At 70.5% G+C, this 19492-nt stretch carries 17 protein-coding genes; 10 read left to right on the top strand and 7 right to left on the bottom strand.

Annotated features, from left to right (window positions below; translation table 11 throughout):
* The first annotated feature begins 5 nt into the window (after positions 1–5).
* Together ACFOGJ_RS11770 and ACFOGJ_RS11765 are read left to right on the top strand one after the other, a co-directional pair.
* On the top strand, positions 6–506 hold the full coding sequence (locus ACFOGJ_RS11770) for a TRAP transporter small permease (protein WP_379900516.1): 501 nt from the start codon (positions 6–8) through the stop codon (positions 504–506).
* A 226-nt stretch (positions 507–732) separates the two neighbouring features.
* Positions 733–2007 carry a TRAP transporter large permease gene (locus tag ACFOGJ_RS11765; protein WP_379900514.1) on the top strand — a complete coding sequence of 425 codons (1275 nt, stop codon included), beginning with the start codon at positions 733–735 and terminating at the stop codon, positions 2005–2007.
* Between the two features lie 101 nt (positions 2008–2108).
* Here the strand turns inward: ACFOGJ_RS11765 and ACFOGJ_RS11760 are convergent, their stop codons facing one another.
* Complete coding sequence (locus ACFOGJ_RS11760) at positions 2109–2369, bottom strand: hypothetical protein (RefSeq protein WP_379900512.1); 261 nt, start codon at positions 2367–2369, stop codon at positions 2109–2111.
* A 36-nt stretch (positions 2370–2405) separates the two neighbouring features.
* Entirely contained in the window at positions 2406–3116 is a 711-nt protein-coding gene (locus ACFOGJ_RS11755) for a DUF899 domain-containing protein (RefSeq protein WP_379900510.1), read from the bottom strand.
* Between the two features lie 111 nt (positions 3117–3227).
* Between ACFOGJ_RS11755 and ACFOGJ_RS11750 the strand changes: the two genes are divergently transcribed.
* The 6 genes from ACFOGJ_RS11750 (at position 3228) to ACFOGJ_RS11725 (ending at position 8568) form a co-directional block, all read left to right on the top strand.
* Positions 3228–4463, top strand: a complete 1236-nt coding sequence (locus ACFOGJ_RS11750; protein WP_379900508.1) for a hypothetical protein — start codon at positions 3228–3230, stop codon at positions 4461–4463.
* 9 nt (positions 4464–4472) lie between these two features.
* Positions 4473–5111 carry a hypothetical protein gene (locus ACFOGJ_RS11745; RefSeq protein ID WP_379900506.1) on the top strand — a complete coding sequence of 213 codons (639 nt, stop codon included), beginning with the start codon at positions 4473–4475 and terminating at the stop codon, positions 5109–5111.
* Between the two features lie 69 nt (positions 5112–5180).
* Positions 5181–5438, top strand: a complete 258-nt coding sequence (locus ACFOGJ_RS11740; protein WP_379900504.1) for a type II toxin-antitoxin system VapB family antitoxin — start codon at positions 5181–5183, stop codon at positions 5436–5438.
* Positions 5439–5538: 100 nt separating this feature from the next.
* Positions 5539–5928: a type II toxin-antitoxin system VapC family toxin gene (locus ACFOGJ_RS11735; RefSeq protein ID WP_379900502.1), complete on the top strand. Its 390-nt coding sequence runs from the start codon at positions 5539–5541 to the stop codon at positions 5926–5928.
* 59 nt (positions 5929–5987) lie between these two features.
* Positions 5988–6917 carry a mechanosensitive ion channel family protein gene (locus tag ACFOGJ_RS11730; protein WP_379900500.1) on the top strand — a complete coding sequence of 310 codons (930 nt, stop codon included), beginning with the start codon at positions 5988–5990 and terminating at the stop codon, positions 6915–6917.
* Positions 6918–6999: 82 nt separating this feature from the next.
* Positions 7000–8568: a COG3904 family protein gene (locus ACFOGJ_RS11725; protein ID WP_379900498.1), complete on the top strand. Its 1569-nt coding sequence runs from the start codon at positions 7000–7002 to the stop codon at positions 8566–8568.
* Between the two features lie 37 nt (positions 8569–8605).
* Here ACFOGJ_RS11725 and ampH read toward each other — a convergent pair whose 3' ends face one another.
* Positions 8606–9772, bottom strand: a complete 1167-nt coding sequence (ampH, locus tag ACFOGJ_RS11720) for a D-alanyl-D-alanine-carboxypeptidase/endopeptidase AmpH (RefSeq protein WP_379900496.1) — start codon at positions 9770–9772, stop codon at positions 8606–8608.
* A gap of 192 nt (positions 9773–9964) precedes the next feature.
* On the opposite strand from ampH, the gene ACFOGJ_RS11715 reads away from it, so the two are divergent.
* The gene (locus ACFOGJ_RS11715; protein ID WP_379900494.1) at positions 9965–10600 is read left to right on the top strand and encodes a glutathione S-transferase family protein; all 636 of its coding nucleotides are present in this window, start codon (positions 9965–9967) and stop codon (positions 10598–10600) included.
* A 162-nt stretch (positions 10601–10762) separates the two neighbouring features.
* On the opposite strand, the gene ACFOGJ_RS11710 is transcribed toward ACFOGJ_RS11715, so the two are convergent.
* The 4 genes from ACFOGJ_RS11710 to ACFOGJ_RS11695 form a co-directional block, all read right to left on the bottom strand.
* Positions 10763–11713, bottom strand: a complete 951-nt coding sequence (locus tag ACFOGJ_RS11710; RefSeq protein WP_379900492.1) for an N-carbamoyl-D-amino-acid hydrolase — start codon at positions 11711–11713, stop codon at positions 10763–10765.
* A 254-nt stretch (positions 11714–11967) separates the two neighbouring features.
* Positions 11968–13242, bottom strand: coding sequence for a M20 family metallo-hydrolase (locus tag ACFOGJ_RS11705; protein WP_379900490.1), 1275 nt, complete (start codon positions 13240–13242; stop codon positions 11968–11970).
* Between the two features lie 28 nt (positions 13243–13270).
* Positions 13271–15070 (bottom strand): hydantoinase B/oxoprolinase family protein, encoded by a 1800-nt coding sequence (locus tag ACFOGJ_RS11700; protein ID WP_379900488.1) that lies wholly within the window; start codon positions 15068–15070, stop codon positions 13271–13273.
* Between the two features lie 31 nt (positions 15071–15101).
* Complete coding sequence (locus ACFOGJ_RS11695) at positions 15102–17186, bottom strand: hydantoinase/oxoprolinase family protein (RefSeq protein ID WP_379900486.1); 2085 nt, start codon at positions 17184–17186, stop codon at positions 15102–15104.
* 231 nt (positions 17187–17417) lie between these two features.
* On the opposite strand from ACFOGJ_RS11695, the gene ACFOGJ_RS11690 reads away from it, so the two are divergent.
* Positions 17418–19349, top strand: a complete 1932-nt coding sequence (locus ACFOGJ_RS11690; RefSeq protein WP_379900484.1) for a tetratricopeptide repeat protein — start codon at positions 17418–17420, stop codon at positions 19347–19349.
* The last annotated feature ends 143 nt before the right edge of the window (positions 19350–19492 follow it).

Genomic DNA, 19492 nt, shown 5'->3' with positions numbered 1-19492 from the left:
ACCGCATGAAGCTGTTCCATCGCCTGGAGGCGGGCTGCGCCTGGATCGCTGCCCTGCTGTTCGTGCTGGCGGGCCTGTTCCTCACCTACGAGGTGGTGGCCCGCTACATCTTCGCCGCGCCGACGATCTGGGCGGCGGAGCTGTCGCAGCTCTGCCTGATCTGGGGCAGCCTGCTGGCGATGGCGCGGGTGCTGACCGCCGGCGGCCATATCCGGGTCACTGCGCTGACCGACCGGCTGGGCCGGCGCGGCCGGCTGGCGGCGGAGATGCTGTCGATGGCGGTCACCGCCGCCTTCAGCCTGGTCACCCTGTGGTACGGCTATGCCATCTTCGCCGACAGCTTCGACCGCGGCCGCACCTCCGGCACCATGCTCGACCTGCCCGCCGCCCTGTCGGAGGCGGCGGTGCCGGTCGGCTTCATCCTGCTGACGATCGCCGCCCTGGCCGGCATGGGCCGCGCGATCCGCGGCCGCCTGCCGGAGAAGTCGGAAGGGGGCGGGCATTGATGATGCAGTCTGCCACCCCGGCCCCTCCCCCGTCGCCCCCGGGCCTGACCCGGGGGCCCATTCCGCCATCGGCGCCGCGCCGCGAAGCCGGCGGAATGGATCCCATGCTCAAGGCATGGGATGACACCGTTGATTGCGGCCTGGACGGTGCGGAAACTGCGCATGCCGCCCCACCTGCCTCGTCACCGCCGGGCGTTTCCCGCGCCTCAGACCGCGGGCGCCGAACATGACCGTCGCATTGATCCTCGTCGGCCTGTTCGTGCTGCTGCTGGCCGGCGTGCCGGTGGCCTTCGCGCTCGGCGGGCTGGGGCTGGGCATGCTGGCGCTGGGCGGCTTCTCGCCGCTGATGGCGCCGCAATCGGTGCTCTCCACCCTGGACGGCTTCGTCCTTCTGTCGGTGCCGCTGTTCCTGCTGATGTCCAGCGTGCTGCTGAAGGGCGGGGTCGGCAGCGACCTGTTCGGCGCCGTGCAGAGCTGGGTCGGGCACTGGCCCGGCGGGCTGGCGGTGGCGACGATCGTCTCCTGCGGCCTGTTCGCCGCGATCTCCGGTTCCTCTGTCGCGACCGCGGCGACCATCGGCACGGTGGCGATCCCGGAGATGATCTCCCGCGGCTATGACCGGCGCTTCGTCTACGGCCTGCTGGCGGCCGGCGGCACGTTGGGGATCCTGATCCCGCCATCGATCCCGCTGATCGTCTACGGCTTCGTCACCGAGGAATCGGTGGGCGCGCTGTTCCTCGCCGGCATCGGCCCAGGGATCGCGCTGATGCTGCTGTTTATCGCCTTCGCCATCGTCTATGCGCGGGTCTTCGGCGGCTATACCCCGACCGAGGCGGCGGACTGGCGCACCCGCATCGCGGCGACGAAGCGCGCGCTGCCGGCGCTGGCGCTGGCGGTGCTGATCATCGGCGGGATCTATTCCGGCGCCTTCACGCCGACCGAGGCCGCGGCGATCGGCTTTGCCGCCGCCCTGCTGATCACCGGCGGCATCCTGCGCACCCTGACCTGGCGCAAGCTCAAGGAGGCGGCCTGGGATTCGATGGTGACCACGGTGGCGATCCTGCTGATCGTCGCCTGCGCCAAGATCTTCGGCAAGGCGATCACCCTCTACCGGATCCCGCAGGAGATCTCCGTCTGGCTGAGCCATGCGGTGGACAGCCCGCTGGGCCTGATCGTCCTGATCGGCCTGGTGCTGCTGGCCTTCGGCATGGTGTTCGAGGCGCTGTCGATGATCCTGGTGATGACCCCGGTGCTGCTGCCGGCGGCCACCGCGATGGGCTTCGACCCGATCTGGTTCGGCATCTTCATGGCAGTGATGGTGGAATGCGCCCTGATCACCCCGCCGGTCGGCCTGAACCTCTACGTCATCCAGTCGGTCGGAAAGGCCAGCCTGGCCGATGTCTCCCGCGGGGCGCTGCCCTTCCTGGTGCTGATGCTGCTGACGGTGGCGCTGCTCTACCTCTGGCCGAACCTGGCGCTGTACGCGGCGTTCAAGCTGTAGCCCGGACAACCCTGCCCAATTCACACCCATCGTCATCCTCGGCCTTGAGCCGGGATCCATTCTGCAACCGGTGCGGCGAGGCTGGCGGAATGGACCCCGGCTCAAGGCCGGGGTGACACACCGCCCAGCAGCCGCAGCCATGGCGGCAGGTGGAACAGCGCCATCAGCAGGTACATCAGCGACATGGCGCTGAGCGGCAGGCCGCCGAACGAGCCTGCGCAGAGAACATCCAGCGGGCCGCCGCCCAGCCCCTCCGTCAGGCCGGCCATGGCGGCAAAGACGGGCGAAGCGGCGAGGGCCAGCCAGTCGGCCGGCCCCCGGCTGCGGGCCGGCGCTTCGCGATCGGAGATGTCGGTCGGCATTGCCGATCCTCCCTTCGCCAGAGCCGGCCGCACGGCTCAGTACTCGTCGTGCCGGCGGACCCAGGCCTGGGCGAAGTCCAGGCCGTCTTCGTCGCGGCCCTTCGGCACCAGGTCCAGGTAGTGATAGGCGCCGTTCAGCATGTCGACGCCGCGCCGGTAGCAGGAATAGGTATGGTAGATCGGCGCCGCCGCCCCGCCTTCCGGGTCGCGGTAGAAGACGCTGATCCCCACCATGTCGGTCGCCAGCCCGCCGACATGGCGGTAGTTGTAGTAGGCGCGCTCCTGCGCGATCTCCTCCGGCGTGAAGGAGGCGTGGAAGTCGAAGTTGAAGTCGCTGCCGAAGGAGGAGACCCAGGGGAAGGTCCAGCCCATGCGGTCGCGATAGGCCTCGATCTCCGGCAGGGCTGCGCGGGAGATGGCGGTGAAGGTCACGTCGCGCTGGGCGAGGTGGACCGGGATCCCCTCGAAATTGTCCGCCCAGAAGGAGCAGGAGGGGCAGCCATCCTTCCAGTCGGGGCCCAGCATGAAGTGATAGACGAGAAGCTGCGACCGCCCGTCGAACAGCTCCGCCAGGCTCAACGGCCCCTGCGGGCCTTCGAAGCGATAATCCTTCTCCACCCTCACCCAGGGCATGGCCCGGCGGCGGCGGGTCAGCGCGTCGCGCTCGCGGGTGAAGGCCTTCTCCGCCTCCAGCAGGTCGAGGCGGGCCTTCAGCCAGTCCTCGCGGGAAACGACCGGGTTCTGCATAGTGGCTCTCCTTTCCGTGTTGCGGGCTCGCCGGTGCCGGCGGCCGCCCGTCGACAGGCAAGGTAGGGACGGAGGCCGGCGGGCGAGAGTGACAAGTCTGACGCGATTGCCATGGATTCCCTGATCAACGCGGCGGCACGCGCGCTCGCCGCCGGCGACCCGCTGGGCGCGCTGAACCGGATCGCCCTGCGCGACGATCCGCCGGCGCTGGCGCTGCGCGGCATCGCGATGGCGCAGCTCGACGACCTGCCCCGCGCCCGCGCGCTGCTGCGCGCCGCCGCCCGCGCCTTCGGCCCGCGGGAGGCGGTCGCCCGCGCCCGCTGCACCGTGGCGGAGGCGGAGATCGCCCTGGTCAGCCGCGACCTGGCCGGTCCCGCGGCGGGGAAGGACGGCGCCCTGGATGCGGCCGCGACCCTGCTGGCCGCGCGCGGCGATGCGGCGAACGCCGGCCATGCCCGCTATCTCGCCGCGCGCCGCCTGCTGCTGATCGGCCGGCTGGACGAGGCCGCGCGGCGGCTGGACGCGATCGACCCGGTCGCGCTGCCGCCGGCCTCCCGCGCCGGGCTGGAACTGGTCGCCGCCGGCATCGCCATGCGCCGCCTGCAGGCCGAGGCGGCACGCACGGCACTGGCGCGGGCCGCGACGGCCGCCGACCGGGCGGGGATCCCGGCCCTGGTGGCAGAGGTGCAGGCCGCCGCGCGGGCGTTCGCCGCGCCGGCCGCGCGGCTGGTCTCCGCCGCGGGTGACCGCCCCCTGCTGACCCTGGCGGAGGTAGAGGCCCTGCTGGCCACGGACGCGCTGGTCGTCGATGCCTGCCGCCATGCGGTGCGCGGCGGCGGCCGGGTGGTGGCGCTGGGCCGGCGGCCGGTGCTGTTCGCGCTGGCCCGGGTGCTGGCGGAGGCCTGGCCCGGCGATGCCAGCCGGGAGGCGCTGCTGGCGCGCGCCTTCCATGCGAAGGCGGCGGACGAATCCCACCGCGCCCGGCTGCGGGTGGAGATCGGCCGCCTGCGCGCCGCGCTCCGCGGGTTGTCCGGACTGTCCGCGACGAAGCGCGGCTTCGTCCTGCAGCCGCAGGATGGCGTCGCGGTCGCGGTCCTGGCCCCACCGGTGGAGGAAACCCATGCCGCGCTGCTGGCCTGCCTGGCGGATGGCGAGGCCTGGTCGAGCTCCGCCCTCGCCCTGGCGCTCGGCAACAGCCAGCGCAAGGTGCAGCGCGCGCTGGAGGCGCTGGCGGCGGAGGGCAAGGTGCAGGCGGTCGGTGGCGGTCGCGCGCGGCGCTGGACCGCAACGCCGCTGCCCGGTTTCCCGACAGCCTTGTTACTCCCGGGGGCGCCGCTCCACGGCTAGCATCGCCTCATGAAACAGACAGCAGAGATCATCGGCGAGCTCGGGCCCTTCCCCGGCATCGCCGCCATACACGGCCTCACCTGGGACGGACATCGGGTCTGGTTCGGCTCCGATTCCGGCCTTCATGCGCTCGATCCGCGAAGCGGCGCGATCCTGCGCAGCTTTGCGATGCCGGCCGATGCGGGCACCGCCTTCGACGGCCGGCACCTGTTCCAGATCGCCGAGGACCGGATCCGGAAGATCGACCCGGAGAGCGGCGAGGTCCTGGCGACGATCCCCGCACCGGGCGGCGGCGGCGATTCCGGCATGGCCTGGGCGGAAGGCTCGCTCTGGATCGGCCGCTATCGCGAGCGCACGATCCACCAGGTGGACCCGGAGACCGGCAAGGTGCTGCGCACCATCGCCTCCGACCGCTTCGTCACCGGCGTCACCTGGGTCGAGGGCGAGCTGTGGCACGGCATCTGGGAGGGCGAGGAGAGCGGCCTGCGCCGCATCGACCCCGACAGCGGCGCGGTGCTGGACCAGCTCGACCTGCCTGGGGGCATCGGCGTCTCCGGCCTGGAAGCCGGCGGCGCCGACCGCTTCTTCTGCGGCGGCGGGCCGAGCGGCCGGGTGCGGGTGGTGCGCCGGCCGCAGCGGGCGGGCTGACACCGACAGGGCAGAGGCGGATTGCATTTTCCTCCAGATCCGCCATTTTGGAGGAAAGGAGGATGCAGGATGCCCCTGAACATCAAGGACGAAGAAGTCCACCGCCAGGCGCGTGAGCTGGCGGAACTGACGGGCAAGAGCATCACGGCAGCCGTCCGGGAGGCGATCGAGGAGAAGCTCGCCGCCGCCAGGGCCGGCGCGGAGCCGCGCCGCCCGAACGCCGACGCGCTGCTGGCCATCGCCCGGCGCTGTTCCGCAAGGCTGAAGGCCCGGGGTCTCACCTCCGATCACAGCGACCTCTACGACGACCAGGGTCTGCCCCGTTGATCGTGCCCCCAGTGATCGTGCCCCGGGGATCGTGCTCCTGGGGATCGTGCTCCTGGGGATCGTGCTCCTGGGGGATCGTTCCCTCGGGGATCGTGCCGTCGTGATCGTTGATGCATCGGCGCTCCTCGCCATTCTGCTCGACGAGCCGGAGGGCGCCGCCTTTGCCAATGCCATCGCCGCGGATCCGCATCCGCTGATGTCGGCCGTCAACTGGCTGGAAGCGGCGATCCGCGTCGACGGCAGCGGCGACCTGCTGGCGGTGCAGGACTTCGAGGCCCTGGTCGAAGCCTCCCGCATCGCCGTCCTGCCGGTGACGATGGCCCAGGCGCAGGAGGCGCGACGGGCCTATGCCCGATTCGGCAAGGGCCGGCACCCGGCCAGCCTGAACTTCGGCGACTGCTTCGCCTATGCCCTGGCCCGGGAACGCGCTGAGCCCCTGCTGTTCAAGGGGCAGGACTTCTCCCGGACGGATATCACGCCCGCGGCATAGAGGCGCCGCAGCCGGCAACGCCGGAACCGCCGCTGCGCTTCGGCGGTTTCCCCTGTGCCATGAATTGGAACGATATCCTCGCCGGGATCCACCAGCGGATCCTCGGCCATCTCACCGACCTGCTGGCGGCCTCGCCGCGGATCCTGGGCGCGCTCGCCGTGGTGGCGCTGACCGGCCTGATCGCCTGGGGCGCGCGGCGGCTGATCGAGCGTGCCGGCGGCGGCCTGCGCTTCCGCACCGCGCTGGTGGAGGTGGCCGGCATGCTGGCCGCCGCCCTGATCTGGGTGCTGGGCCTGCTGGTCGCCGCGACGATCGCCTTCCCGTCGGTGACCCCGGCGGACGTGCTGACGGCGCTGGGGCTGGGTTCCATCGCCATCGGCTTCGCCTTCAAGGACATCTTCGAGAACTTCTTCGCCGGCATCCTGATCCTGCTGCGGGAGCCCTTCAAGCTGGGCGACCATGTCGAATGCCAGGAGATCGAGGGCGCGGTGGAGCGGATCTCCGTGCGCGACACCCATGTCCGGCAGACCGACGGCCAGCTGGTGGTGGTGCCCAACGCGAAGCTGTTCCAGAACCCGGTGCGGGTGCGCACCAACCTGACCTTCCGCCGGGTCAAGATCATCTGCGGCGTGGCCTATGGCGAGGATGCCGATCGCGCCCGCGACGTGATCCACGACGCGGTGATCGCGGTCGACAGCGTGCGCGACGATATCCGCGACGTGCAGGTCTTCGCGCACGGCTTCGGCGCCTCGTCGATCGATTTCGAGATTGCCTGGTGGACCGGCTCGCGCCCCGTCGACATCCGCGCCTCCCGCGACGAGGTGGTGCGCGCGGTGAAACGCGCCCTCGACGCGGCCGGCATCGAGATCCCCTTCCCGCAGCGCACCGTCTGGATGCGCCGGGAGGAAGCGGAACGGGAAGAGGCGGAACGGAAGGAGGCGGAACGGGAGGAAGCGGAGGACCGGGTGACGGAGCCGGACCGGCCCTGACGCAGCTTCCCGCGCCCGGCGTTTTGCCGGCGGAACGCCATCTGCGCCATACTGGTCAGACGCGGATGACGGGGATCTGGTCATGTCCGATGCGACGCGCCGCACTTGGCTGGGCCGATCCTATGTCGGGCGCCATTGGCACGGCGAACTGAGCCTTCCCGTCAGCTATTTCGTCAACGGGGTGCTGCTGGCCTTCGCCTGCAACCTCCTGGTCAGGGCCGTACCGGAGGATGTCGGCGACCTCTACGAGCCTTGGCGAGGCTTTCTGACCCTGCTGGCATTCTGGCTTGCCATCTGCGGCATCTCGCTCTGGCAGCTCGTCGGGACCTGGCGGTCGGCCGGCCGGCATGTGGGCCGCGGCGGGCGCAGGTTCTGGGCGGTGCTGGCCAGGATCATGATGGTGGTCGGCGCAATCCAGGTCGCGCTGACCCTGACCCGCCATGCCGGCCCGCAGCTGGAGATGGCGGCACGGATCGCGATGGGCGACCCGGAGATCCCGCCCTACACCCTCCGGATCGCCGGCGACGGTACCGAGGTCGTGATGTCCGGCGGCATCCGGTTCGGCGCCGCCGACGATCTCGCCGCGCTGCTGGACCGGGTGCCGACGGTCCGCACCGTCCAGCTGGACAGCACGGGCGGCCGGCTCGCCGCAGGGCTGCGGCTTCAGACCCTGATCCGCGAGCGCGGCCTGGACACCTATGTCGGCCGGCGCTGCCTGTCGGCCTGCACGACCGTCTTCCTTGGCGGGCAGCGCCGCTATCTCGCCCCGCAGGGGCGGCTGGGTTTCCACGGCGGGATACTGCCGGGGCTGGACCAGGCGAGCATGACCGCCTTCGACAGGAAAGTTGCCGAAGCCGCCATTGCCGCAGGGGTGAGCCCGGATTTCGCCCAACGCGCATTCTTCCTGCCGAATGCGGAGATGTGGTTCCCGACCATGGCGGAGCTGCGTGCCGCCGGTGTCGTGACCGACATCGCCGGGGACCAGTTCGCGGTTGTCGACCTTCCGCCGGAGATCACACTGGAGGAAATCGTCACCGAAATGCAGGCATATCCCATCTTCGCCGCGCTGGCGCAGGCGGAACCCCAGACCTTCGCATGGCTGGCGGCGGCATACCGCGACAGCCTGGTCGCGGGCCGTTCGGAGAGCGAGATCCTTGCGACCCTGCGAACGGCATTGTCGGACACGATCCGTCGGCTCCGTCCCCGCGCCGACGATGCGACGATCCTGGCCATGGGTGAGTTGCACCTCGAGCGCCTCGAGGCGCTCGGCGCGGCAGATGCGGAGGCCTGCCGCCGCTACGCCGCGGCGATGGAACTCACGCCGGAGGTCGCCCCCATTCTCGACCGGCAGTCCATCGAGCGGGGCAACAGGATCGAGACCGACATCATCCTCACCGGCATGTCCAGCCGGGAGCGAGCGGCGGAGCCGGAGCGGCTCGACGCCCTCTACGAGCGTCTGTTCGACGCGATCGAGGCGCGGCATGACGAGGCGGAGATCCTGCAGAAGGCCGCCGACGCCTGGGACGGCAGGCCCGGCATGGCGGCGGACGAGGTCTGCCGCCTGTCGGCGATCCTGCTGCGACAGGCCCTGACCCTGCCGCCGCAGGACGCCGCCCCGCTGCTTCTCGACCTGCTCGCGCTGAAGGACTGACCCGCCGCCGGCTGGTGGCCGGAACGGCGCGACGGGATCAGCGCGGCGACAGCTGGGCGATCAGGCCGTTCACCACCTCCGCCATGCCCATGGCGGCACCGAAGTCGAAGCTGTTGATGGCGACGAAGGCGCCGATGTCGCGGCCCGGCGCGAAGGCCATGTAGGTGAAGATGCCGTTGCCGCCGCCGGCCTTCTGCAGCAGGGTCGGTCGCTCGCCCTCGGCCAGCATGACGATCCAGCCCAGGCCCAGCGCGTCGGCATGGCCGCTCTCGTCCAGGCCATAGGCCGGCGCCAGCCGGTCGCGGGGGATATAGGCGGCATGGTCCAGCAGCCGGACCTCCGCCTGGTGGTCCGGCAGGTCGCCCAAATGCCAGGCCATCCAGCGCAGGATGTCGTTGGGGGTGGAGACCAGGCCGCCGGCAGGCGCGGTGGTCGCCGCGGCAGGGACCGCCGGGATCTGCTCGCCCTGGAAGCCCTGGCCCAGCATATGGCCCTCCGGCATGCCGCGCGCCGTCGCGATACCGGTGTCTTTCATGCCGGCGGGATCCAGCACCCGCTCCTTCAGGAGTTCCGCATAGGACTTGCCCGCCGCCCCTTCCATCGCTGCGCCCAGCAGGTCGAAGCCCAGGTTGGAATAGAGCGCGCCGGTGCCGGGCGCGAACAGCAGCGGCTCGGTCTTCAGTGCGGCGATCGCCGCCGCAATCGTGTTGTTGCGCTCCGGATCCTCCGGCGGCCCGGGCTCGCGCGGGGCGTCGCGCATCAGGCCGGCGCTGTGGGTGGCCAGGTCGATCAGGCGGATCTGCCTGCCGTCCATTTGCGGCACGACGGCGTCCGCCCAGCCGGGTGCCTTGGCCAGGTGGCCGGCCGCGGTGTCGGTGAAGGCGACGGTCCCGTCGGCGACCAGGCTGGCCAGCACCTGCCCGGTCATCGCCTTGGAGATCGAGCCGATGCGCAGCTTCGTGTTGCCGTCGGGCTCGACCCCGGCGCCCTCGTAGAGCTCGCCGAAGCCCATCACCGCGGTCTCGCCGTTGCGGATCACGCCCAGCACCACGCCCGGCACCTTGAAGTCCAGGTACATCACCGCGCCGGTGAATTCGACGGCTTCCTCCAGCAGCGGATCGGCCGCCCGTGCCGGTGCGCCGGCCAGCAGCAGCGCGCCCGCAGCCGCGGCCGCCGCCAGGGTGGTGAGGCGTCCCGTCTTCATTCTCGTCTCCATCCGGTTCGGCCGCCCCGTCGCGGCGGCAGGCGGCCACCATAGCGCGGAAGATGGCGAAATTCGGTCGCCGCCGGGGCATTCGCCTGCCGAGGTTCGTCCGCCGGCGCGGGTGGACTATGGTATCCACAACGCCGGGCCGGACCTCAGCCAGCCCCCCACCGAACCGCGCCGGAGAGACCGATGATCGTCATCCACCACCTGGGACAGTCGCAGTCCGACCGTATCGTCTGGCTGATGGAGGAGCTGGGGCTGCCCTACGACCTGAAATGGCACCATCGCGGTCCCGACCGGCTGGCGCCGGACGAATACCTGGCGCTGCACCCGGCGGCGACGGCGCCGGTGATCGACGATGACGGCCTGGTGCTGACGGAATCGGTGGCGATCGTGGAGCATATCTGCCACCGCCATGCCGGCGGCCGCCTGACGGTGGCGCCCGGCGACCCGGCCTATATCGACTATGTCTACTGGATGCAGTTCAACAACAGCATGCTCGGTCTGTTCTTCGCCAGCATGGGTGCCGGCCCCGCGCCGCAGGACCCGCGGGCGCAGCTGGTCGCGAAGGTGGTGGAGCGCCGGCAGTCCGGCGCCTTTCGCTTCCTGGAGCAGCGGCTGGGTCAGTCCGCCTTCCTCGCCGGCCCCGCCCTGACCTGCGCCGACATCATGTCGGCCTATGCCCTGGTCGAGCTGCCGAAGTTCGGCCCGGTCGCCATTGACGACCTGCCTAACGTGCAGGCCTACCTGAAGCGGATCACGTCGCGACCCGCCTATATCAAGGCGATGGAGATCGCCGGCCCGCAGGCGAAGCCGCCGGCATAGGGCTACAGACTTCCCCAGTTGCCGTCACCGCCGGGCTTGTCCCGGCGGTCCATCGCAGGGCAACCTCAATAGCCGTGGCAAGCCCCCCAGCCCATTGAGAAACGGCGCCATGGACGCGCGGATCAAGTCCGCGCGTGACGCCGGGAGCGAACGGCGCCCCGCTCAGGCCGCCGGCGGCTCCGCCCCTTTGCGCTCCACGATCAGCCGGTAGGCGTCCGGTTCGCGGTGGGCGGCGAAGTTGAAGATGGTTTCCTTGTACTTGCGCCCCATCTCGAGGTCGCAGGCGAAGGTGACGACCTCGTCCTCCATGGTGGCGGCCTGGGCGACGATCTCGCCCGATGGGGCGAAGATGGCGGAGTGGGTGATCATCTCCGAGCCCTCCTCGACCCCGCCCTTGGCGACGCCGACCACCCAGGTGGCGTTCTGGTAGGCGCCGGCCTGCATCGACAGGTGGTTGTGGAAGTCCGACAGGCGGTTGATCGCTGGGTCCTGCACATGGTCGGTCGGCGTGTTGTAGCCGCAGAGCACCATCTCCACGTCCTGCAGGCCCATCACCCGGTAGGTCTCCGGCCAGCGGCGGTCGTTGCAGATGCACAGGCCCATATTGGCGTCCATCACGCGGCGGACCGGGAAGCCCAGATTGCCGGGCTCGAAATAGCGCTTCTCCAGGTGCTGGAACTTGCGCCCCTCCTGCGGCTCGGCATGGCCGGGCAGATGCACCTTGCGGTATTTCAGCGCCACCCTGCCCGCCTTGTCGACCAGGATGGCGGTGTTGAAGCGCCTCGTTCCGCCATCCTCCTGCGCCAGTTCGGCATAGCCGAGGCAGAACCCCACTTCCGATTCCCGCGCGGCCTCGAACAGCGGGTTGACCGCCGGGTTCGGCATCGTGCGCTCGAACCAGCTGTCGACCTCGTCCTGGTCCTCCATCATCCAGCGCGGGAAGAAGGTGGTCAGGCAGAGTTCCGGATAGACCACCAGGTCCGCCCCGCGGTCCTTCGCCTGGCGCAGCATGTCGATCAGCCGCGCGACGACGGCCTGCCGGCTCTCGTCACGGGCGATCGGGCCCATCTGGGCGGCGGCGACGGTCATGATGCGGGAGGGGGTGCGGGGCATGGGGGTCTCCGATTGCAGTCGGGCGGCGCGGCGCCCCAATCCATATCCGTCATCCTCGGGCTTAACCCGAGGATCCCGACGCCGGCGGTAACGCTGCGCCGGCCAACTGTTTCGCCGTCCCGTCACGATCCTCGGGTCAAGCCCGAGGACGACGGAGGAGTTGGTGTTGCCGCAGCGCCTGGCTGCGTCGCCGTCACGTCACGATCCTCGGGTCAGGCCCGAGGACGACGGCGCAGGGGGAGGTGCGGCCGCGCCTACCTGTTCGCGAGCGCGACCAGCGTGTCGGCGAGGACCTGGGCGCCGGCGGCGCAGTCGGCGGGGGTGGCGTCCTCCGCCTCGTTGTGGCTGACGCCGCGCTTGCAGGGGATGAAGATCATCGTGGTCGGGGCGACCTTGGCGATATAGCCGGCGTCGTGGAAGGCGCCCGACGGCAGGTGCATGTAGGGATGGCCCAGGTTGCGGGTCGCCGCCTCCACCGTGTTGATCAGCTCGTCCGGAAAGACGGTCGGCGCCATGTTCATCATCTCGTTCATCTCGACCGTGCAGGGCGCGGCGAGCTCCGCCGCCAGGCCCGGCAGCTTGTCGCCGCGTTCCTTCAGCACCGCGATGTCGGGATGGCGGAAGTCGACGGTGAACTCCACCTCGTTGGCGACCGAGGACGGCGCGTTGGGCCGCACGAACATGCGCGCCACGGTGAAACGCAGCACGTCGTCGGGGTCGTGCATCAGCTCGTTGAAACCCTGGATCACGCGCAGGGTCGCCTGCACCGCGTCCTTGCGCTGGCGCAGCGGCGTGGTGCCGGCATGGTCGGTGCGGCCGAACACCTTGGTCAGGTACCAGCGGATGCCCTGGATGCCGGTGACCACGCCGATGGTGCGGTTGTCGGCCTCCAGCCGCGGCCCCTGCTCGATATGCGCCTCCACACATGCCGCGATCGGGAAGTTGAAGGGGCGGTCCTGCAGGTCGCCGGCGAAATCCTTCATCGCCGACATTGTCTCGGCCAGGGCCTCGCGCAGCTCGATCCCGTCGCCGTCGCGGGTGGCCAGCATCTTCTCGAAGTCGTAGCCGCCGACGAAGGTGTTCGACCCCATCGTGCCGGGCTGGTAGCGGCCGCCCTCCTCGTTCGACCAGGCGACCAGGTCGATCGGGCGCTCCGTCTCCACCCCCGCATCGTCCATCGCCTCCAGCGCCTCCAGGCCGGCCAGCACGCCGTAGATGCCGTCGAAGCGGCCGCCGCGCGGCTGGCTGTCCATGTGGCTGCCGGTCAGCACCGGCGCGGCGTCCGGGTCGCGGCCCGGGCGGCGGACGAAGATATTGCCGATCGGGTCGCTGGAAATGGCCCAGCCGCGCGCCTTCGCCCAGCCGATCAGCAGGCGGCGCGCGCCGATATCCTCGGCGGAGAAGGCGGCGCGGTTCACCCCGCGATGGCCCTGCTCGTTCACGAAGCCGCCGATCGCGGCCATCTGCTCGTGCCGGTCCCACAGGCGGGCCTCGTCGACCCGCGCGGAGGGATGGATGTTCGGGCGCATGGTCGATCCCCTGCTGCTCAGGCCCCGGTCAGTGCGCGGCGGCGCGCAGCTTCTCCGTCGCCGCCATGTCGATCTGGCCGTCGGCGATCACCACGCCGTAATCGTGCTTCGCCGTCTCCGCGGTGATCAGCTCGTCCAGCACGTCGTCCAGCACCTTCTTCGGGTCGCGCTCGAAGGGATTGCCGTAGCCGCCGCCGGAGGGACCGACCGCCACCAGGATCGCATCCTCCTGCGCCGCCTTGTAGGGCAGCTTCGACGGCAGGGAGGTGGTCTGGTTGCCCTGCTTCATCAGCAGGCCGGCGGGATGGCCGTCATTGCCGCCCTCCAGCCCCCAGGGCTTGAAGACATGGCCCTCGCCCTCCACCGACACGCCGCCGGCGCCCAGCATCTGGAACTCGCGGATCGTACCCATGCCGCCGCGCCACTTGCCGGCGCCGCAGACATCCTCGCGCAGCTCGTACTTCAGGATGCGCAAGGGGAGGTGGCTCTCCAGGTCCTCGATCGGGTTGTTGCGGGTGTTCGCATAGAGCGTATCCACCGCATCCATCCCGTCCATGCCGTGGCGGCCGCCATAAGCGCCCTCGCAGATCTCCATATGCACCCAGTGCGTATTGTTGCGGTAGCCGGAGAAGGCGAGCACCTTCAGGTTGCCGATGCCGGCGGAAACCTGCTTCGGCACCGCCTGCGACAGCGACTTCATCACCGTGTCCGACAAAGCGTTGCCGGGGCAGAAGCGGGCGATCACCGGCGCCGGGAAGATCGGGTTGCACATCAGCCCTTCGGGCGAGGTGATGGTGATCGGCCGGGTCAGGCCGGAATTCTGCGGGATCTCCCCCACCACCGCGCTGTCCAGCAGGACGGAGCGGATCGCCAGCCAGACCGCCACGTCGACGGTGCCGACATAGGGCATGTTGATCGCCTTGGTCTCCAGCTGTTTCGCGGTGCCGGAGAGGTCGACGATCATCTCGTCGCCCTTGATGGTGATGGTGGCGGCGATCTTCAGGTTCTTCACGTCCGGATCGTCGTCATGCTCGAAGCCGTCGATGAAGGTATGCGCCGGATAGGTACCGTCGGGCAGTTCGCTGATCGCCTTGCGCATCATGCGCTCCGAATAGGCCATCAGCTCTTCCGACGCCGCCCGCACCTTGTCCAGGCCATAGCGGTCGATCAGGTCCAGGTAGCGCTGCGCGCCGATGCGGGATGCCGCGACCTGCGCCTCCATGTCGCCGACCACCATGTCGGGGGCGCGCAGGTTGTCGCGCAGGATCTGCCAGACCGGGCCGACCTTCTGGCCACGGTCATAGACCTTGATCGACTTGAACTGCAGGCCCTCGGCATAGACGTCGACCGCGTCGACGATGCCGGCGGAGCCCGGGCTGTGCGCGCCGATGTCCAGGTGGTGGGCGGTGGTGCAGGCGAAGCCGACCAGCTCGTCCTTGTGGAAGCAGGGCACGATGAAGGCGACGTCCGGGCCGTGGCTCGCCCCGCCATAGGGATCGTTGTGCATGATCACGTCGCCGGGATTGATCGTCTCCCCGCGTTCGGCGAACTGCTTCAGCACACCCTGCACATAGCCCGGGATCGGGCCGGACTGCAGCGGCGTGGACTGGATCGATTCCGACAGCTGGCGGCCATGCTCGTCCACCACCGCGGCGCCGAAATCCTCCGACTCCCGGATGATCGAGGAATAGGACATCCGCATCAGCTTGTAGCCCATCTCGATCGCGATGTTGCGGAGCGCGCCCTGGATCACCGCGGCGGTGATCGGGTCGATGCCGGCGGCATCGGCGGCGGCGGCGCGGGGCTGCTGGATCTCGCTGCTGACCATGGCTGGTACTCCCGGTCTCTGCTCGCCGGCCTTACAGGCCGACCTTGATGAGGATATTGCCGCCGCGCTCGGCGATAAAGCTGTCCTGCGGGCGCACCACCGTGGTGGTGTCCTTCTGCAGGATCACCGCCGGCCCTTCGATCCAGGTGTCCAGCGGCAGGCGGTCGCGGCGGTAATAGGCGGTGTCGAATTCCTTCAGCGCGCCGGAAGCCTCGGCGCCCTCGCGGAACACGCAGGCGCCGGTGCGCACCAGGGCCGCCTCCAGGCTGCCGCCCTCTTCCACCTGCGGCTTGCCGATCTTCGGCATCACGCCGAGACCGGTCATGCGCAGGTTCACGATCTCGATCGGGCTTTCCGGGAACAGATGGCCGTATTCGGCCTCGTGCTTCTCCTCGAACGCCTTGAAGACGGCCTTCATCGCCGCATCGTCGACCTTGCCGGCGGGGAAAGCGACCCGCAGCTCATAGCCCTGGCCGACATAGCGCAGGTCGGCGCCGCGCTCGAACTGAATCTCGCCCTCGCCGATGCCGTCCTTGGCGAACTGGTCGACCAGGGTCTTCTGCATCGTCTGGAAATCGCCGTCGATGCGCGCCGGGTCCGGCTGGGTGGAGATCTGGAAGGCGGTCTTCAGGAGGTCGTACTTCATGTCGGTGGTGATCAGGCCGACGGCGGAGGTGATGCCGGGCGCCGGCGGCACGATCACCTCCGGAATGCCGAGCATCGCCGCCACGTCGACCGCCTGCGCCGGCCCGCCGCCGCCGAACGCCACCAGGGAGAAGTCGCGCGGGTCCAGGCCCTTCTGCACGGTGCGGCCGCGGATCGCGTTCGCCATGTTGGCGTTCACCACGGTCAGGATGCCCTCCGCCGTCTCCAGCTCGCTCATCCCCAGCTGCTCCGCCAGGCGGGCGATCACCCGGCGGGCCGCGACCTCGTCCAGCCCCATCTCGCCGCCCAGGAAGGCCTTGGTGTCCAGCCGCCCGAGCACGACATTGGCGTCGGTCACCGTGGGCTCCGTGCCGCCATGGCCGTAGGCGGCCGGGCCGGGGCGCGCGCCGGCGGATTTCGGCCCGACCCGGAAGGCGCCGCCCTCGTCGACATGGGCGATGGAGCCGCCGCCGGCACCGATGGTGTGGATGTCGATCATCGGCACCATCAGCGGATAGCCGGCGATCCAGGTGTCGCGGGCCGTCGCCTCGGCGAACCTGCCGTCGGCCACGATGCCGATATCGGCGGAGGTGCCGCCGATGTCGAAGGTGATCAGGTTGTTGCGTCCCGACAGCTCGCCCGCCCAGGCGCCGCCCAGCACGCCGGCCGCGGGGCCGGAGAGCAGGGTCAGGACCGGCCGCTCCGCCACCATGGTCGCGGTGGCGACGCCGCCGTTGGAGCCCATGATGTGCAGGTCGGCCTTCAGCCCCTTGGCGCGCAGCTGCTCGTCCAGGCGGGAGACGTAGCGCCGCACCTTCGGGCCGACGAAGGCGTTCATCGCCGTCGTCGTGAAGCGCTCGAACTCGCGGAACTGCGGCGTCACGTTGGAGGAGGTGGTGACGAAGCAGTCGGGATATTCCTCCAGGATCAGGTCGCGGGCGCGTTCCTCGTGGCGCGGGTCCAGGTAGGAGAACAGGAAGCAGACGGCGACCGCCTCCACCCCTTCGGCCTTCAGCTTCCGCGCGGCCGCGCGGACCGCATCCTCGTCAAGCGGGGTCAGGACGTCGCCGTTCGGCGCCGACAGCCGCTCCGGCACCGTCAGGCGGTAGCGGCGCTTTACCAGCGGCCGGTCCTGCCAGGGAATCTCCTGCCGGATCGAATAGTGCTGCGGGCGCTGGTGGCGGCCGATATGGACGATGTCGCGATAGTTCTGCGAGGTCACCATGCCGGTCTTGGCGCCGTCATATTCCAGCACCGCGTTCGTCGCCGTAGTGGTGCCGTGCAGCACATGGTCGATCGAGGCGGCATCGATCTCCGCCCGCTCGCAGAGCTGCAGGATGCCGTTCAGCACCCCTTCGGAGGGATCGTCCGGCGTCGTCGGCACCTTGTGGATGGTGGAGGTGCCGCTATCGGTGTCCGCAAAGACCACGTCGGTGAAGGTTCCGCCGACATCCACGCCGATCAGTCGCATACTGGAAGATCCGTCCTGTTTTCTGTCCCGCGCCGGGCCGCCATCGCCCGGAGCGCCATCATACGGGGGAGGGGCCGAGTGTTGACCAGACGGTCAGCTTCCGCAACCGCCCTCCGGCCCCCGAATGACTACCGCATCGTCATACGATGGTACAGCTTTTCGACCGGATGGACTGCCGCGCCGCGCCGGTCATGATATGGCTCCGCATCGCCGCAGCGGGAGCGACCATCCATGGCAATCACCAACCTCGCCGCCGCCGTCACGGCCGGCAAGGCGCAGCTGGACGGCGGGCGGCCGGACCTGGCCGCCTTCCTGTTCAACCAGGTGCTGGAGGCCGACCCGACCCATCCCGGCGCGCTGAGCGGGCTGGCCACGGTGATGATGCATGCGGGCCGCACCGGCGATGCGGCGGAGCTGCTGCGCAAGGGGATGGCCGCGCATCCCGACGATCCGGACATGCGGGCGAACCGCGGCGCGCTCTACCTGATGATGCAGGACCCCGAGGGGGCGCTGCGCTGCTACGACGAGCTTCTGGCGACCGATCCGGACAATGCCGGCCACCTGCTGAACCGCGGCAGCGCGCTGATGGCGCTGGGCCGCCACGAAGCGGCCCATGACAGCTTCGCCCGCGCGGCGGAGCGGCAGCCGGCCGCCGGCGCTGCGCACCTGAACATGGGCATGATGCGCATGCTGCTGGACGGGGAGGACGGCGCAGGCGAGGCGGAAGCCCATTTCCGCCGGGCCCTGGAGGCCGACCCGAAGCTGCACGGCGCCTGGACCAACCTCTATGCCCTGCGGGCGATGGCCGGCGACCGCGAGGGTGCGCGTGAGGCGGCGGAACAGGCGCTGATCCTGGCGCCGCAGATGCCGCAGCACCACCACAACCTGGCCCAGAGCCTGGTGGCGCTGGGGGAACTGGACGCCGCCCGCAAGCTGCTGGAGAAGCTGCGCGCGGCGGAGTCCCGCTTCGCCCCGGCGGAACTGCTGCTGGCGCAGATCGCGGTGGAGCAGGACCGGCCGGCCGCGGCCATCGCGCACCTGCACCGGGCGACGGAGCTGAAGCCGCAGGACGCGGCCGCCTGGGCGAACCTGGCCGCCCTGCTGCACCTGCAGGGCCGGATCGAGCAGGCCGATGCCGCACTGGACCGCGCCCTGACCCTGGCGCCCGAGAACAGTGCCGCCCGGCTGCACAAGGGCCGCATCCAGCTGGCCGGCGGCCGGCTGGCCGACGGCTTCGCCAACCTGGCCGCGATGTACGACCTGCCGGCCGTGGCGGCGGATGCGCCCTTCGCGAAGCTGAAGGGGGAGGAGCCGGAATGGGACGGCGCCCCGCTGGGCGCCGGGCTGCCGCAGGGCGGGCATCTGGTGCTGGTCCCGGAACCGGACGACAGCCTGACCTTCCTGATGCTGCGCTTCGCCGCGGCGGCGCGGGCGCGGGTCGAACGGATCACCTTCCTGGACTTCCGCAACATGGCGCCGCTGATCGACCGGGTGCCCGGCATCGACACGGTCGTGCCGGTGGCCCCCGCCGCCGACGTGCCCTGCGACGCGATCCAGCGGCTGGGGGCCTTGCCGAACCTGCTGCCGCAGGCGCTGGAGGCACCGGCGGCAGGGATCCCCTATCTCTCGGTGCCGCCGCGGGCGGCCCAGGCCTGGCAGCAGCGGGTCGCAGCGGTCGCGAACCGGGGCGCGGACGACAACCGGCCGCTCGTCGGCCTGATCTGGCGGCCGCACGGCCATGACCGGCCCGGCGACGAACGCAGCATGGCGCTGAAGGACCTGGCGCCGCTGCTGCAGGTGCCGCATGTGCGTTTCGTCAGCCTGCAGTTCGGGCCGGCCCAGGCGGAGATCGACGGCCTGGCACAGCCCGACCTGCTGACCCCGCTGGGCCAGCACATCACCGGCCCCGTCGACCTGGCCGCCGCCCTGGCCGCGGTCGACCTGGCTGTCACGGTCGACTGCCCGGCCGCCGACATGGCCGGCGCGATGGGGCTGCGCTGCTGGACCCTGCTCCCGCATGTCGCCGAATGGCGCTGGGCAGAGGCCGGCGGCGGCTGCCGCTGGTACCCGACGATCACTCCGTTCCGCCAGGACCGCCCCGGCGACTGGGAGAGCGCGGTCGCCGCCGCCGCCCGCAGCCTGTCCCGCCTGGCGGGGGGCTGAGGGGCGGCAGCGGCCGGAACACGCGTCATTCGCGCACCCCACCGACGGATCCGATACCGTCCGGTTGCGGGCCCCCATGGATCCTTTCTTGGGCCGAGGGCCACGACGATACAAAGACGCTGCGCCGCGTCGCCGTCCTGCCA

Source organism: Marinibaculum pumilum (assembly GCF_042646425.1).
GTDB lineage: Bacteria > Pseudomonadota > Alphaproteobacteria > Ferrovibrionales > Ferrovibrionaceae > Marinibaculum > Marinibaculum pumilum.
This window is presented reverse-complemented; position numbering and strand designations above follow the sequence as displayed.

What these genes read in the sequence shown, in the direction of transcription:
- ACFOGJ_RS11755 (WP_379900510.1), bottom strand. Translation starts at nt 3,116, where the DNA reads ATGCAGAACCCGGTCGTTTCCCGCGAGGACTGGCTGAAGGCCCGCCTC.
- ACFOGJ_RS11695 (WP_379900486.1), bottom strand. Translation starts at nt 17,186, where the DNA reads ATGCGACTGATCGGCGTGGATGTCGGCGGAACCTTCACCGACGTGGTC.
- ampH (WP_379900496.1), bottom strand. Translation starts at nt 9,772, where the DNA reads ATGAAGACGGGACGCCTCACCACCCTGGCGGCGGCCGCGGCTGCGGGC.
- ACFOGJ_RS11710 (WP_379900492.1), bottom strand. Translation starts at nt 11,713, where the DNA reads ATGCCCCGCACCCCCTCCCGCATCATGACCGTCGCCGCCGCCCAGATG.
- ACFOGJ_RS11705 (WP_379900490.1), bottom strand. Translation starts at nt 13,242, where the DNA reads ATGCGCCCGAACATCCATCCCTCCGCGCGGGTCGACGAGGCCCGCCTG.
- ACFOGJ_RS11765 (WP_379900514.1), top strand. Translation starts at nt 733, where the DNA reads ATGACCGTCGCATTGATCCTCGTCGGCCTGTTCGTGCTGCTGCTGGCC.
- ACFOGJ_RS11700 (WP_379900488.1), bottom strand. Translation starts at nt 15,070, where the DNA reads ATGGTCAGCAGCGAGATCCAGCAGCCCCGCGCCGCCGCCGCCGATGCC.
- ACFOGJ_RS11715 (WP_379900494.1), top strand. Translation starts at nt 9,965, where the DNA reads ATGATCGTCATCCACCACCTGGGACAGTCGCAGTCCGACCGTATCGTC.
- ACFOGJ_RS11760 (WP_379900512.1), bottom strand. Translation starts at nt 2,369, where the DNA reads ATGCCGACCGACATCTCCGATCGCGAAGCGCCGGCCCGCAGCCGGGGG.
- ACFOGJ_RS11770 (WP_379900516.1), top strand. Translation starts at nt 6, where the DNA reads ATGAAGCTGTTCCATCGCCTGGAGGCGGGCTGCGCCTGGATCGCTGCC.
- ACFOGJ_RS11690 (WP_379900484.1), top strand. Translation starts at nt 17,418, where the DNA reads ATGGCAATCACCAACCTCGCCGCCGCCGTCACGGCCGGCAAGGCGCAG.
- ACFOGJ_RS11745 (WP_379900506.1), top strand. Translation starts at nt 4,473, where the DNA reads ATGAAACAGACAGCAGAGATCATCGGCGAGCTCGGGCCCTTCCCCGGC.
- ACFOGJ_RS11725 (WP_379900498.1), top strand. Translation starts at nt 7,000, where the DNA reads ATGTCCGATGCGACGCGCCGCACTTGGCTGGGCCGATCCTATGTCGGG.
- ACFOGJ_RS11740 (WP_379900504.1), top strand. Translation starts at nt 5,181, where the DNA reads ATGCCCCTGAACATCAAGGACGAAGAAGTCCACCGCCAGGCGCGTGAG.
- ACFOGJ_RS11750 (WP_379900508.1), top strand. Translation starts at nt 3,228, where the DNA reads ATGGATTCCCTGATCAACGCGGCGGCACGCGCGCTCGCCGCCGGCGAC.
- ACFOGJ_RS11730 (WP_379900500.1), top strand. Translation starts at nt 5,988, where the DNA reads ATGAATTGGAACGATATCCTCGCCGGGATCCACCAGCGGATCCTCGGC.